The following is a 12,201-nucleotide window of genomic DNA, read 5'->3' on the forward strand; positions in this document are numbered from 1 at the left end:
TCTATAAAAGATAATAAAAAAACTACGTGGAAAGACCGCATTTTGTATAAAAATATACGTTAAGTTGATGGATGTGTGGCGGTACCCCTATATATTGTTTGTCTAAAAAATATTAAATTTATCTTTAAGTATCTGATAGTATTGTTTCTCTGTTATTTCCCTTTTAGATTTATTTCCATGTTGTGTTTCTGTAAAACTTTGCGTAGTAAGTGCAATATGACCGTGTTCAATTAGTTTGCAAATAATAGTCCCCTTATTTACTGGTGATTCTGGATGCTCTATAACCATATTTTGTATATCATTAACTTTCTTTTCATTAATTGTGTCTAGATAAAAAGCGTAACCAATCGACCAGGTATCAGTAAGATCTGAATCAAGAAAATGAGAAGTTTCTCCATTCTCTCCTTTTTTCATTTCAAATACATAGGTCCCTTTCTCTGTGTTTTTTTTACGAATACGATATTCCCCCGTCACAGAAGTTACACTGTCACCATCAAAAGGAACAGGATGTAAAGGAAGATAGGCTGCAAAACCAGCATCTATTATATAGTTTTCATTTTTGTGCTGTAAAACGATAAGTACATGTCCATCATCAGGGCTCCATTTTCTTATTTTTGAATCATATAGAGTTCCAGCTACTCGATACACAGTAAATCCACAATCGCACAAAAAATAATATAATAAAGAATTAATCTCATAGCATAATCCACCACGATTCTTTAAAAGGAGTTTTTCTTCAATATTATTCCTAGAAAAATCTTGCATGTTTCCTTCCATGATGTCTATGTTTTCATACGGTAATAAGTGCCCCATTTGTAAAAGAATTGCATGCAAATCTTCAAATTCTACATTTTCTTTTTGCTTAATTTTTAATTTTGAGAAAAATTTTTTTTGCAATTCAGTTAACATATTATATCCCCTTCCATTTATAGAAAATATATTATTTAAACTGCATATTAATAAATTTATATTATATGCAGTACATAGATATAATAACAGATTTTAGGGGGGGGATGTACATCTCCAGGCCTCGAAGAGAGTATATTTGAATGTGTTTTTGAAATTTCTACAACTACATTAAAAATTTGTATAACAAATAAATCATAAACTTGAAAAATTTGAGAATATGGAACATTTCGAACTAGAATTAGATAATTATGTTATAATCACAATAAAATTAAAGCAAAGTTGAAAGAAATAAGCCCGGTACAATACCGGACTCATATTCAAATAACAGCTTAATTTTTCTGTTTAACCTTTTTGGTTTGGTTCATAATAAGACGAACTTTTGGTTAAGAATCTATTTTTTCTTTTTTTGAGGGAGTAATTTCTTAGATTGGTGAAGAAAAAAACATTGTTCTTCTCTTTTTATGTAAAATATTCTAACTTTGCATTAGGAAAGAACTGTTTCATATAAGAATACAGATGATTTTTTATATCCTCTTCTTCTTCTTTTTGATAAATGTATTTTCCAATTCCATATTTCCCCCATTTATATCTTCTTTTCTCTTCATCTAATTCTAATTTTGTCATCGGATAGTTTTTTTCAATCACTCTCTTAGCTGGCTTTGTAAAACGATGTTGAATAAATTCAAATGTAATATCATCCAGAGCGTCAAGAGGTAATTCAGCATTTAGACGTTCAAACATATGATAGTATCCATCCTGCCAGCCTTCATGAAGATATATAGGCGCTACAATGAAACCAAGTGGATATCCTGCTCTAGCTACTTTTCCTGCTGCCTCAATTCGTTTTGCTAGGGGAGATGTTCCTGGCTCAAAGTTTTTAATTACATAATCAGCGTTTACACTAAAGCGAAATCTTGTTTTTCCATTATGTTTAGCATCAAGTAAATGATCTACATGGTGAAATTTCGTAACAAATCTCAATTTCCCATATTCAGATTCTCCAAAATGCTCAATAGCCCTTTTTAGGGTATGCGTTAAATAATCGATTCCTACAATATCTGAAGTACACGACGCTTCAAATCTTGTTATTTCAGGTGCACGCTCCTTCATATATTTGTCAGCAGCATCTAAAATTTCTTCAACATTTACATACGTTCGTATATAAGGCTTACTTCCCATCGTTGTTTGCAAATAACAATAATGACAATGTCCCATACATCCCGTTGCAAAAGGAATTGCATACTCTGCTGAAGGCTTGGAAGTATCAAATTTCAGTGTTTTTCTAACACCAACAACAAGCGTAGATTTTGCTACTCGATACTTTTGGAAATCATTATCGCCTGGCAAATCTCTTACTTGATTATGGGAAGTAGTATGTCGAATTTCAACATCCATCTTTGAAAATTTCTCAAACAGATCTTTCCCCAAAGGATAATCTAATGCTTTAGGTTCAAAATATACGAGCTTAGGCATAAATGGCTTATTCATTCCAACATCCCCTCTGAAATATCACCATAATAGTAAGTGTACGCTTGGTTTGCCTCATCTTCGGTAGCATATACAGCCATCTCATTTGTTAGTGGATAATACGTTTCGTAAAGAAACAGTGCTAATTCATTAGGCCTTTCAGGATTATTTACAACTGCTGCAGCTTGTATATTAGCTACGTCTTGAGTATGAGGATTTCTGTAAAAAATATAGACAATGTCACCAGCATGATACGTATTACTTTCAGAAGAAAATTCCATTCTATCACCATCTCATTTCATAAAATTCATTGCGCAAAGTTTTACTTTCTAATTTACATGTAGTGTAGCTATTTAATTTCATTGATAATGATTACATCATACAAACATACTTTGAAAAATGAATAATAAATGCACTACTAAAAAGGCAAGCATATATCAATGCTTGCCTTTCGTTCTAACGACGATGTTCAACAAGATCAATTACACCTAAAACGACGTGAGCTAAACCAAAACCAAATACTGTATTTGCAATCATTTTATTAGTTCCACGAGTTTGTTTAAGAGCATAACCTGCAGCTGTCACTGCTGTACCTAGAGCTGTTGGAATTAATCCTTCACGAATGTCCAAAGTGTTGCCTCCTTGTATCATAGTTAGTAAATTTGCTTCAATGCTTTGAAGTAAAGCATTGAAACAAATATTAGTATTTTTCTTTTTAGTAAAATTATGTGGAGTTTTCATGAATAAGTATTTCGGGTTCATTACAGCAATAGAAATTGAAGAAAAATATCATTCAATTTTCTTTGCAACCTGTCTTCTTTTACTGATTATGAGTAATCAAAACTGTTTAGGCCCATACTAATCTGTGTTTAATACATGATGGATATGGAGTTGAATATAAAATGGAACATAAAGGTAGAAATTCAACAGAAGATGCACTACTTCAGTATAAATATGGTTTGGGAGTATTTGCTGAGAAGATGCCGAAGCTTGCTGAACAATTTAATTCATTTACGGAAGAGTGCTTTAAAGAGGGTGCACTAGCAAAAAAGCAAAAACAATTGATTGCATTAGGTATTAGTCTTTATTCTCAGGATGAGTATTGTATTATATATCATACAAAGGGATGTATCGATCAAGGAGCTTCTGAACAAGAAATCCTAGAAAGCATTGGTGTAACTGCAGCATTTGGCTGTGGTCCTACTATGAGTCAAGCAGTCACACTTGTTCAAAAATGTATAGAAGAATTAAAGAACATAAATTAATTAGAATAGGATCGCTTGCATGAAAGTTTAGATTTTTTATTTTTGAATTCGTAATATAAAAAAGAGCATCCCTATAACGAGGATGCTGCAACAGGAAAGAACAAATATATAATTATAAAAAGAATTACTTATATTATAATTTAAAAATAAGACAAATATATTGAGAAAGTTCAGAACGAATTGAATATTCCTATACGGTAATTTATAATTGATTAAGAGTTGGAGTAGTAATCTGTCATCTGTTCCTTTTTCTAAAGAAGATTGATCTCAATCTTCTTTTTTTGTGTTTGGTCCTCTTCCCTTGAAAAAAAGAACAAGAATCACTTAAGAATTGTTGAAATAGCTTGTTTGTAGACTAGTTGTTGCTTACCATGAACTATCATAAGAACAGTAAATTTATCCATTGAAAGGATTTGCCCACGTATGGGAACGCCACTCTTTAAAAATATAGTGATATCCCCTTTTTTCTCTTTTAATTGTTCATACGTATCTTCTTGTAAGTAATACATGAAAAATGCCCCCTATGTATATATATTTCCCTTCTAATCCTTCTTACCATATAACTATCGTATCATATTTAAATCAAAATACTGTTCCAGCTACATATTTCTCCATAAAATTGTAGAAAGTAAGGATTCTTTGTCCATTTCTTTGGCTGTTTTCTTTCCTTAACAACAAACAAGACGCCACCCAGATCACGGTAGCGCCTACAATAATTGCTATAAATTTATTTATCTTCACATTACTTATTTCTTTGCTTCCATACCCCGTTCTCTTTACGATAAGTATTCTTGCCATTCATGAAGTCAGCTGTATTACCAGGAATGCTATATTTCTTATTCTTTTTCTTAGCCTGCTTCTTCAGCCTTTTCTCTTCTTGAATAGCTTGTAAATCCGCCTTCCATTGTTTCACCAAATCCTTTTCACGTCACATCGAATTTGTACACCTTGGTTTAAATGTGAATCAAATAATTAGATTCTTCCTATTTATATACTCGTTTAAACCAAATGTCCATTTTATTCAAAATAAAAGAGCGCCTGCAATGGACGCTCTTTCGAATTATTAGAGTATCGTTGACTCTTTTGCCTACTCTCACCTTATTGTATGTTAAAACATTTTCGATATGAATAAGATAATTTTAAAAGAGCATCCAATGACTGGGTGCTCCTAATGTGATAAGGGGTTTTCTATGAGTATTGAAATAGGATACACGTGAGTGAACTTGTCCTACACTTTAATATATGCTTGTCCTTATCATAGTGTGCAATAAAAAAAGCACCCTCGCCCAGGCGCCAAAAGATACATATACTTTGAGGTAACTAACACGTTAGAAAAGACCCTTCCCTATCATTGTATGATTATCAATTATCTTTATACCTAGGACTTATAAAATATGTTTAATGTGTAATTTCTATATAACAAAAAAAAAACAACCGTTATGGATCCTTAATTTTTAAAATAATCTTCTGCATTAATTTCATCAATAATTTCATCAATTTCTTTTAATACAGCCTTTTGGCTATTGCGACATTCTTACGTAAGATTGAATGACTGATAGTGGTACCACGAATACTGACTTGTCCACGCTAAACTCAATAAGGAAAAAACAAATTGCCCCCATCTTTTCTGATTTCTCCAGTTAATCTAATTGGTGCTGTGCAATGTTACTTAAATCGAATCGTGTAAGACTTTGCGTTGATTTCGCTTCAAATGCTACTGCTCGTCCTTTATACACGCCGCCATAGTCTACTGTATTCTTAGCTTCATAGAATCCATTTAATACTCGTCCACCAGCACTTTTTAAAACCTTTACAGGAGTTGCACGCTTGTTTGTAAGCTCCATTCCCTTTCGTTGATACATTTTCATTCGATAAATTGATAAGATTCTCAAAATGCATTCCTCTGTTTCCTAAGCCCATTGTTATTTCCTCACTTTCTATTAAAAGGATTATTTTGTTAAAAAATCCATTCTAATTTATAAACACTAGCTTTTTCTTATACTTCCCATTAAAATTTAATATAAATATTTCGATAACAAAGGAGAAACCTATGAAACATAATATAGCTCTACGGTACTTTATTTTTTCACTCATTTGTATCGGCTTATTCTTTTTATATCTTGAAGTATGGTCACCTAAAATGAATATACCTATAAATTCAGGATCTTTTCCTCTTTTATTTATTTTACTATCCTTAACAATAGGAACTTTTTTTGTTATTTTGGTAAGATTCTCTAAGATAAATAATTGGAAAGCGATGATTCTACTAGCATTTTTCATTGTCTTTGTTTTTAGCACTTATTTTGTTTGTGGGATATAGAATAGGTTCAAACGAAAACTTTTAAATTTTCTTCTGAATAAAACTCAATATTCCGTCAATAATGTAGACAACCCATTAAGTTACTTTCTCCTTGTTCCCCCTTGGAGAACCGAGCAGTTAGCTTTTGCTAGCTGCTCTTTTGTGATTCATCGTCACATTATGATGAAATGGTCATATATTATCTCGAAGTAAAAAACCCTAATTTACTTTTTAACATCTCACTTTTCCCTTAAAGAGCACTTTTTAAAGGTGCTCTTTTTAGGTTCGCTAGAATAAAACTTAATATTTCGTCAATAATATAGATAGGCGATGGCCATAACTCATTTAATGAAGTCCCTAACCTTTCTCCTTTCCCCCTTTTGGAGAACCAGCCGAGCAGTTAGTTTTGGCTAACTGCTCCTTTATTTATAACAATGATAAAATTCTTTAAACCGATTCTTCTTTATTTCTCAACATAAGGAGACTTGGATTTTCATTAACACTTCTGTAGTATATAAACAAAGAGTAAGGTAAGAGTTACTCTTTGCCATTTTAGAAGAGGTTCTGTTGGAGACATCAGGGCCTTTTTTCATATAGAGATAGTTTTGTTTAATTTTTCACCATTAACCACAAAAACATCTTATAATCGTTATATACTAAATTAAAATACGAGATTAGGAGTAAATCAAATGCCAGTTACACTAGAACTTATTCTTTTCATTCTTCTAGCAATTTGTGCTGTTGGCTATTTAGTAAAAGAATTTCAAAAAACTAGGAAAAGAACACTTGGAATTTTACTAGAATTCATGGTTCTTTTCTGGTCAATATGGAGAATATCGACTATCATAATCTAATTTATAAAACATACATTCCTTCGAATAAAACCGAATATTATGTCCATAATGTTGATAGGCTGTACGCCAAAATCAATTTAGTTTTCTCTGTATCTCCTTGTATGGAGCAGTTAGTTTTTGCTAGCTGCTCTTTTATATGTAACCCCTTTAGATAAGTTTTCATATAATATAGTCATTCCTTTCTTATGAATTAAGCTCGTCACTTGAATTATAAAAATGGGATTATATCCTATAACCTTTTCAGAAATCATTCATATCTTATTTCTGAAAAAGTTGCTCTGTTTTTTAAAAAGGTGGTTGCGGAAACAACTGCCTTTTTATTTATGACAAAATGAAATTTTTACCATAAAGATAATTATTAAATATTTTACGCCCATACATTATAATGGAAGAGTTATTGTATATTGGCATTAAGAGGAGCGACCTGATTAAAGGCTTCTCTTTTTTTATAAAATAGCAGCTCTAAATAAATTAGATACATTTACCAGTATGTTTACCACAACATTCATGTTAAAATCCCTTGTGAGTACGACATAACTCTACCTTATGAAGCTCTGCATCCCTTATGCAGGGCTCTTTTTTATTTAAATTAACTATCCTATTAATATCGTTATTTCCTAATTTAAAGATTTATGTTAAACTAACCTCATATCATTCTTTTTACTTTCACTTTAAAGATGATACTTCAATCTTAGTCCTAGTCCTCTAGGGCTTTTTTAATTTTATATAAGGATTTTATATACTTTTATTCATTTCGTTCTCAATATTATATATACGTAATATATTAATGAACGTTATGATTACTTTGTGAAACATCACGTGTTTCAAATACAACATCTTTTTGATGACCTCTTATCTTTCCGTAAGAGGTCTTTTTTCAAATAACTATTTTATTTAAATTTCATAAAACCTTTCTTTATCCAAATAGGTTCAAAATTATCTATTTTGCATATATAATACTTTTAGCAATTTAAATTCTATACATAAGTAATGGAGGCATTAATATGGGGATTGTCCCAAATTTACCCCCTCAACAATCAATCTCAAAACAACAAATTAATCCTAATAAGAAGCAACAAACGAATAAAAAGCTAAGACGTCGTCTTTTCTTAGCACTTGCTTTTATGCTACCTATGGTTATTTCCATTCAAATCTGCATTTATAAGCAAGAACAAATGATTCAAGAAAAACAAATTACACTTAATAAAGAAAAGAAAAGATTATCTGAAGTAGAACTTATAGGACGCTATTTTGAAAACGATATTAAAACTTTAACAGAGAGTGAAGAAGGTATTTTAAAGTTCGCAAGAAAATTGTATGGATTCTCCAAACCTGATGAAACTATATTTCAAATAACTGAATAGCTTATCAGTACATAAGCGATTATCATTGCGCGATTTAATGATAATCGCTTTTTATCAAAATTCTATTAAATTACGCTTTTGTTTGACTGTATTTCTTACATAAGACTAACTAGACACTAACATTTTTCTGTAGTACAATTCCTATCAGAAAAGTGTTAGGAGATATATTTATGACTTTTGAAGATAATCGTAAATTAGGCATTCAACAAGGATGTATTGTAATTACAGATCAATCACAATATCTTGTTGTTAAAAAGAAGGAAAATTATTCTTTATTAAACATCGCAACTGCGGAATGCATAAACTATGAAGTTTCACTTGAGCATCTTGAAGAAATGGTCCACGTAGATTTAAAAGAAAAAATTCAAGATATCATTCCACCAGAGAATATTAAAATCGTAGCTCAAAACAGAATATAAACTAGATTTTCTAAGAGCACTTTCGATAGTGCTCTTTTTCATGACCAGTTTTAAACAACTATTTTATTCGACTTTCTATTAAGCTATTTTTTTAATAAAACTTACAAATTTGTAAGGTTGGTGTCACCTAAATGCATGGTTACTTGAATAATATTGGTTTAACCTATAGATTGTTAACTTAATTAAACAAAAAATCATTAGTAGGTGACATTTTATGAGAAATTCCTTAATGCGTTATGGCATTGTATGTATAGCTTTTATTACTATCCCTATTTTATTTATACACTTTGTTTCATCTCAATTCGTTCCAAAAGAATACAGTGAAGAATGGCCGGAAGTAAGTAAAACTACTGAACTAGTAACTATCGGTTACTTTAAAAAAGAAAAGGATCTTGATATTATAATTAAAAAAATTGAGCCTTCAGAAGAATATAGAACACATGAAATCCACCTATACGGACATGTGGCAGATAATAAAAAGCAAAAAGTTTCTGCTGTTGTAAATTTTCGTGATAACTATTCAATTAGAGACACATCTGAAGTTAAAATCAAAGAGCCTTTAAATAAAGGTTGGATGCTCTTTCAATTAAAATAACGTTTTTATTAAGATTTTAATTAACCAATTTCCCTTGCATAATCACGCATCTTTTTCAATTCTTCCTCTGGCCATCCCCAATGTGTACAGTACAATCCGTCATAACCATTTATGCCATCCGAATTATCATTACCAAATATAAAATCCGTGAAATCTCTAACTAATCCCCACATTGTCCCACCTCTCGAGAAGTACTGACATTGCTTTTTATTCTTATATGAATTTCGTATTATACGCATCTCAACATTTGTACATCCATCAACGAACCATAGATTTCTACCATCATGATGAAAATGATCTATTTTATTTTTAGTTTGAAAGAAATCTTTCTCATAATTCGCTAAGTAATTGATAAGTTTATTTACAATTTCAATCCGTTTTTTCTTGTCCATCTTTCATTCCCCTCTTCTAATAACATAGCGTTTTTGTTTAGTTTCACTCTAAAAATAAAATTTTCATTTTTTATTCAACCAAGTTCATAACATACTCTTTTCCTCCGATAAAATAATGATTAGGTGCCCCATACACATTTTATCCACTGAAAATAATACCTTTCACGTACTTACGTATTAGAAACTTCATTTCTGCTTCTTCTGCAATCGCAATTTTGTTCACTTTTTTGATACATTTATGAAACATTTACATGTTATCTTCAGTATGTTCTATTCTTTTTGAAGAACCATGTGAGAATACCAAAACAAGAATCCCTAGAGCCCTAACTCTAGGGATTCTTGTTTTCAAATAACGCTTTTGTTTAATTTAATATGTGTCCCTTTCGATGCAGTATCCTATTACAATTAATTCTTATGTTATAATTATCTACGACACATATTTTAATAGGCACAACAAATCTCATACATATAGGAGGACCTTAATGATCCTAACTCAAGAAAAAAACATAAAATTAATTATGCATTTTCTTACCGTATTGTCTGTTTTTATTCTTATTTTCTTTAGTGTCACAATTTTTTATATACCATTGATTTTTTATTTCCTATGCAAATCACAAGACATTCGAAAAAATATTCTTGAAGCTGTTTTTTACCAACTATTCATTTGGATAATTACAATGGTTTGGAATCTTTTCGTAATAAGAATCTTAATGTTAGCTTTATCTAATTTAGACTTTGCTTCAAACAACGCTTTGATTATTTTCGGAATAGCTCCCTTATATCTAATACTGCTTCTTTTGTTAATTTTCGGACCTATAAAAGGAATTTTATATGTGCTACAAGAAAAAGACTTTCATTATCCTATTATTTCTAAATGGATTAAAAAATAAAAATACATGTAGAAGAATTCAGAGTTTTACTGAATTCTTTTTTTATGGAGAATCAATTTGAAAACCAAAAATAAAAGAACCTCAATAAATGAGGTTCAAAAAATCTACTATTTTAAATTACCTTCGTAAAAAGCAACTCCATTTTGAACATGTTTTAAATACCACGTAATCGTCCCGCCACAAACATTTTCATTAAAACTATTAGCATATACTCCATTTGAGTAATAAAGAGTTCTTTTGAATTTACCATTAGAATACTCATAAGGAATTGAACATGTTGCTTGCTTCGGAGAGCTCACAGCTTTTTGCGTATCAGCTGAAGCTGCCCCAATTCCTCCTGTTAATGCAATACCAGTTGCTAATACTCCTACTACTAATTTCTTGAACATAATAAATCCCCCTTTAATAGTTTTTATAGCTTACAACTTAACTGTATCATCTTTGTTAATTATGTAAATATTTTGAATATGTAGAAATATTTATTTAAATTTTGGTAATATTAGGATTATATTTTATCAAACTAAAAATAGAGGAGGGTAAAAAAATATGTAATAATGCATAATAAATCAATCAGATATTATGATATATTCACAAAGAGTTGATACAAAATTTCTTTAGATTGGAAAACTAAATCTTATCTACCTAAAAGGACCTGCTCAATTAACTCTTAAAAACATAAGATAAAGAGAATCCATTAAAATACATGAGTGACTTCATTTTTTTCGCCTCTTACTAAAAGGAGAGATTAATATGAGTTACGGTGGTAGCTGCGGTAGTTGCGGCGGTGGCGGTTTTGCTGGAGGCTTCGCTTTATTAGTTGTATTATTTATTTTATTAATCATCATTGGGGCTTCTTGTTTCTGCTAAAATACTATTGGAAAAGGCACCTTTGGGTGTCTTTTCTTTTTTCTCAATATAAGAACACCAAGAATATGCTATTATGTTAATATAAATTCCCTTTTGTGCAATGAGATAGTCATAAAGATAAGGCTCACCTACGATTATAGGCGGGCCTTATCTTTATGACACAATACCAAATTATACTCTCATTTTTTCAAAACTTTATGCAATTATACATAGTCGTATAAAATACACCAAATAAATATTACATGTAGTAAAATATAAATTGTGGATACATTCTATAAAGCAGATTCTTTTGAAAGGCGTAACATATCAATCATTACAGAAGATGTGGCGTTACTCTAATACTGATCTCAAATCTCTTGTATTTTGTAAACTAACAATCTAATGTATATAGATGATTCTGTTTTATAGTATGTGTTTACACGTATAACAAAGGGATAATACGGATAAGTTTATACTAAATGAACGTGGTTCAAGTCGGAGGAAGGCACCTTAAGGTGTCTTTTTTTATTATAAAAAACCCCCAAGCATTCATACACTTAGGGGTTTACCGATTAAAAGGTGGAACTGTTTGAAACTCCTTAAACTATGAACAAAGCGGGATTACTCCTAAACCAATTAATAGAGCTGCAGCAAACGTTGGAATTGGTACAGGAATTTGGATACCTTCTACAACTAAGAAGTATTGTCCACTTACTACTTGGAAACAAACTAATTGCATGGTTATTCCTCCCTTCTGTTAGGATTAATACATTATATTAAATAATCTTATTATTGTTATAGTTAAATTAATTGTTTTTCGAAAAAATATGTAATTTGTTAATAGTGGCAGGAAGACAAGGATGTCTTTTCTTTATTTTCAAAAGGACCTGCTCATTTAATC

Annotated in this window: 16 protein-coding genes and 2 pseudogenes; 8 read left to right on the top strand and 10 right to left on the bottom strand. The window is 30.7% G+C overall.

Annotated features, from left to right (window positions below; translation table 11 throughout):
* Positions 1-102 precede the first annotated feature (102 nt).
* Positions 103-909: an arylamine N-acetyltransferase family protein gene (locus KZZ19_RS28560; RefSeq protein WP_237982423.1), complete on the bottom strand. Its 807-nt coding sequence runs from the start codon at positions 907-909 to the stop codon at positions 103-105.
* A 202-nt stretch (positions 910-1,111) separates the two neighbouring features.
* Between KZZ19_RS28560 and KZZ19_RS31265 the strand changes: the two are divergent.
* Positions 1,112-1,242, top strand: a pseudogene (locus KZZ19_RS31265) (IS3 family transposase); the annotation flags it as partial.
* Between the two features lie 126 nt (positions 1,243-1,368).
* Here KZZ19_RS31265 and splB read toward each other — a convergent pair.
* The 3 genes from splB to KZZ19_RS28575 all read right to left on the bottom strand — a co-directional run bounded on the left by splB (position 1,369) and on the right by KZZ19_RS28575 (position 3,006).
* A complete protein-coding gene (gene splB, locus KZZ19_RS28565) occupies positions 1,369-2,397 on the bottom strand; it encodes a spore photoproduct lyase (RefSeq protein WP_237982424.1) in 1,029 nt (342 codons plus the stop codon).
* Complete coding sequence (locus tag KZZ19_RS28570) at positions 2,394-2,657, bottom strand: transcriptional regulator SplA domain-containing protein (protein ID WP_098344183.1); 264 nt, start codon at positions 2,655-2,657, stop codon at positions 2,394-2,396. The genes splB and KZZ19_RS28570 overlap by 4 nt, the downstream gene beginning before the upstream one ends.
* Positions 2,658-2,832: 175 nt before the next feature.
* A complete protein-coding gene (locus KZZ19_RS28575; RefSeq protein WP_000354585.1) occupies positions 2,833-3,006 on the bottom strand; it encodes a hypothetical protein in 174 nt (57 codons plus the stop codon).
* Between the two features lie 272 nt (positions 3,007-3,278).
* Between KZZ19_RS28575 and KZZ19_RS28580 the strand changes: the two genes are divergently transcribed.
* Positions 3,279-3,641 carry a carboxymuconolactone decarboxylase family protein gene (locus tag KZZ19_RS28580; protein WP_226546297.1) on the top strand — a complete coding sequence of 121 codons (363 nt, stop codon included), beginning with the start codon at positions 3,279-3,281 and terminating at the stop codon, positions 3,639-3,641.
* Positions 3,642-3,961: 320 nt separating this feature from the next.
* Here the strand turns inward: KZZ19_RS28580 and hfq are convergent, their stop codons facing one another.
* The 3 genes and pseudogenes from hfq to KZZ19_RS28595 all read right to left on the bottom strand — a co-directional run.
* Positions 3,962-4,150 (bottom strand): RNA chaperone Hfq, encoded by a 189-nt coding sequence (gene hfq / locus KZZ19_RS28585; RefSeq protein ID WP_226546295.1) that lies wholly within the window; start codon positions 4,148-4,150, stop codon positions 3,962-3,964.
* 233 nt (positions 4,151-4,383) lie between these two features.
* Positions 4,384-4,554 (bottom strand): hypothetical protein, encoded by a 171-nt coding sequence (locus KZZ19_RS28590; RefSeq protein ID WP_237982425.1) that lies wholly within the window; start codon positions 4,552-4,554, stop codon positions 4,384-4,386.
* Positions 4,555-5,164: 610 nt separating this feature from the next.
* A pseudogene (locus KZZ19_RS28595) lies at positions 5,165-5,561 on the bottom strand (Holliday junction resolvase RecU); the annotation flags it as partial.
* Positions 5,562-6,629: 1,068 nt separating this feature from the next.
* Here KZZ19_RS28595 and KZZ19_RS28605 point away from each other — a divergent pair.
* From KZZ19_RS28605 to KZZ19_RS28620, 4 genes are all read left to right on the top strand, one after another.
* The gene (locus tag KZZ19_RS28605) at positions 6,630-6,794 is read left to right on the top strand and encodes a hypothetical protein (RefSeq protein ID WP_076542668.1); all 165 of its coding nucleotides are present in this window, start codon (positions 6,630-6,632) and stop codon (positions 6,792-6,794) included.
* A 1,004-nt stretch (positions 6,795-7,798) separates the two neighbouring features.
* Positions 7,799-8,158 (top strand): septum formation initiator family protein, encoded by a 360-nt coding sequence (locus tag KZZ19_RS28610; protein ID WP_237982705.1) that lies wholly within the window; start codon positions 7,799-7,801, stop codon positions 8,156-8,158.
* Positions 8,159-8,328: 170 nt separating this feature from the next.
* Complete coding sequence (locus tag KZZ19_RS28615; RefSeq protein ID WP_237982704.1) at positions 8,329-8,577, top strand: hypothetical protein; 249 nt, start codon at positions 8,329-8,331, stop codon at positions 8,575-8,577.
* 214 nt (positions 8,578-8,791) lie between these two features.
* Positions 8,792-9,172 (top strand): phosphoglycolate phosphatase, encoded by a 381-nt coding sequence (locus KZZ19_RS28620; protein WP_237982703.1) that lies wholly within the window; start codon positions 8,792-8,794, stop codon positions 9,170-9,172.
* Positions 9,173-9,192: 20 nt separating this feature from the next.
* Here the strand turns inward: KZZ19_RS28620 and KZZ19_RS28625 are convergent, their stop codons facing one another.
* Complete coding sequence (locus tag KZZ19_RS28625) at positions 9,193-9,564, bottom strand: hypothetical protein (RefSeq protein ID WP_237982702.1); 372 nt, start codon at positions 9,562-9,564, stop codon at positions 9,193-9,195.
* A 482-nt stretch (positions 9,565-10,046) separates the two neighbouring features.
* On the opposite strand from KZZ19_RS28625, the gene KZZ19_RS28630 reads away from it, so the two are divergent.
* Complete coding sequence (locus KZZ19_RS28630; protein WP_237982701.1) at positions 10,047-10,454, top strand: DUF4870 domain-containing protein; 408 nt, start codon at positions 10,047-10,049, stop codon at positions 10,452-10,454.
* 107 nt (positions 10,455-10,561) lie between these two features.
* Here KZZ19_RS28630 and KZZ19_RS28635 read toward each other — a convergent pair whose 3' ends face one another.
* Positions 10,562-10,843 (bottom strand): LCI fold-containing protein, encoded by a 282-nt coding sequence (locus KZZ19_RS28635; RefSeq protein ID WP_060629797.1) that lies wholly within the window; start codon positions 10,841-10,843, stop codon positions 10,562-10,564.
* 361 nt (positions 10,844-11,204) lie between these two features.
* On the opposite strand from KZZ19_RS28635, the gene KZZ19_RS28640 reads away from it, so the two are divergent.
* Positions 11,205-11,321, top strand: coding sequence for a YjcZ family sporulation protein (locus KZZ19_RS28640; RefSeq protein ID WP_237982700.1), 117 nt, complete (start codon positions 11,205-11,207; stop codon positions 11,319-11,321).
* Positions 11,322-11,904: 583 nt separating this feature from the next.
* Here the strand turns inward: KZZ19_RS28640 and KZZ19_RS28645 are convergent.
* On the bottom strand, positions 11,905-12,039 hold the full coding sequence (locus tag KZZ19_RS28645; protein WP_265413189.1) for a hypothetical protein: 135 nt from the start codon (positions 12,037-12,039) through the stop codon (positions 11,905-11,907).
* Positions 12,040-12,201: the final 162 nt, after the last annotated feature.

Source organism: Bacillus thuringiensis (assembly GCF_022095615.2).
Classification (GTDB): Bacteria; Bacillota; Bacilli; order Bacillales; family Bacillaceae_G; genus Bacillus_A; species Bacillus_A cereus_AG.

What these genes read in the sequence shown, in the direction of transcription:
- KZZ19_RS28625 (WP_237982702.1), bottom strand. Translation starts at nt 9,564, where the DNA reads ATGGACAAGAAAAAACGGATTGAAATTGTAAATAAACTTATCAATTAC.
- KZZ19_RS28640 (WP_237982700.1), top strand. Translation starts at nt 11,205, where the DNA reads ATGAGTTACGGTGGTAGCTGCGGTAGTTGCGGCGGTGGCGGTTTTGCT.
- KZZ19_RS28605 (WP_076542668.1), top strand. Translation starts at nt 6,630, where the DNA reads ATGCCAGTTACACTAGAACTTATTCTTTTCATTCTTCTAGCAATTTGT.
- splB (WP_237982424.1), bottom strand. Translation starts at nt 2,397, where the DNA reads ATGAATAAGCCATTTATGCCTAAGCTCGTATATTTTGAACCTAAAGCA.
- hfq (WP_226546295.1), bottom strand. Translation starts at nt 4,150, where the DNA reads ATGTATTACTTACAAGAAGATACGTATGAACAATTAAAAGAGAAAAAA.
- KZZ19_RS28645 (WP_265413189.1), bottom strand. Translation starts at nt 12,039, where the DNA reads ATGCAATTAGTTTGTTTCCAAGTAGTAAGTGGACAATACTTCTTAGTT.
- KZZ19_RS28580 (WP_226546297.1), top strand. Translation starts at nt 3,279, where the DNA reads ATGGAACATAAAGGTAGAAATTCAACAGAAGATGCACTACTTCAGTAT.
- KZZ19_RS28615 (WP_237982704.1), top strand. Translation starts at nt 8,329, where the DNA reads ATGACTTTTGAAGATAATCGTAAATTAGGCATTCAACAAGGATGTATT.
- KZZ19_RS28620 (WP_237982703.1), top strand. Translation starts at nt 8,792, where the DNA reads ATGAGAAATTCCTTAATGCGTTATGGCATTGTATGTATAGCTTTTATT.
- KZZ19_RS28630 (WP_237982701.1), top strand. Translation starts at nt 10,047, where the DNA reads ATGATCCTAACTCAAGAAAAAAACATAAAATTAATTATGCATTTTCTT.
- KZZ19_RS28570 (WP_098344183.1), bottom strand. Translation starts at nt 2,657, where the DNA reads ATGGAATTTTCTTCTGAAAGTAATACGTATCATGCTGGTGACATTGTC.
- KZZ19_RS28610 (WP_237982705.1), top strand. Translation starts at nt 7,799, where the DNA reads ATGGGGATTGTCCCAAATTTACCCCCTCAACAATCAATCTCAAAACAA.
- KZZ19_RS28635 (WP_060629797.1), bottom strand. Translation starts at nt 10,843, where the DNA reads ATGTTCAAGAAATTAGTAGTAGGAGTATTAGCAACTGGTATTGCATTA.
- KZZ19_RS28560 (WP_237982423.1), bottom strand. Translation starts at nt 909, where the DNA reads ATGTTAACTGAATTGCAAAAAAAATTTTTCTCAAAATTAAAAATTAAG.